Here is a 744-nt window from a genome sequence, read left to right as displayed (position 1 = left end):
CATCAAAACGGCTTTTCGTGAATGACTCAGAAACCTGAACAACACCACCAGCAACAGCAGAAGAAACAGMACCAACCAACGTGCCAGCCTTCTCAAACTTTTCAGCCTTAGCTTTTGCAGCATCAACACGCTTTGCAACAGCACGACCATCAGCCAGAGCAATAGCTAAAGCCTTGGCTTGTTGCTTCTCCTGGTTCCACTGGTCCCGAGTTAAACGMCTACGACCTGGACCAATACGAGTTAAGCCAGAAGGCTTCCCGACCTTATCCCAATAACTGTCCTGCCAATCTCTAAACGATTGCTTATAGKCTTCATTTTGTTMCTTTGGAGATAACCMATCCGCCTTGGCCTTCTGCTTTGCACTATCCCCAGGATGTAAGCTGATCGCCTTCAAATCATCAGGAACGATGAAAGCATGAAGATGAGGAAAAGCCTCATCATCATGCCTGATGACTGTCTTCAACTGGTCCCCATACGTGTCCTGCAACCACTTGACCGACCGAGCTTGCCAACGCTTACAATCGGCATCCATCTCACCTGGCCAAGACAGAACAATGCACGCCATAGTATTTTGAGTGCTTCTGATTTTCCTGCTCTTGCCATTCTTCTGAACATCAACAGCACCATCGCAAGCCTGCTCATGCTCACGCTCAAGAGCTTCTAAATCCTGACCAAAAACGAGAACCGGCTTGCCTGGATTTTCAACATGCAAACAGGCATCCGGATTTCTCCGGGTAGCCTCAT

The 744-nt window shown here is 48.3% G+C and carries 1 protein-coding gene; it reads right to left on the bottom strand.

What is annotated here, in order from left to right:
- Positions 1-744 (bottom strand): plasmid recombination protein (locus KP705_RS15695; RefSeq protein ID WP_215764861.1); only part of this gene is annotated, 744 nt, incomplete at both ends.

The sequence above is a fragment of the Gluconobacter sp. P1D12_c genome, from assembly GCF_018812105.1.
GTDB lineage: Bacteria > Pseudomonadota > Alphaproteobacteria > Acetobacterales > Acetobacteraceae > Gluconobacter > Gluconobacter oxydans_A.
Note: the sequence above shows the minus strand (reverse complement) of the source record. Positions and strands in the feature narration are given on the sequence as shown.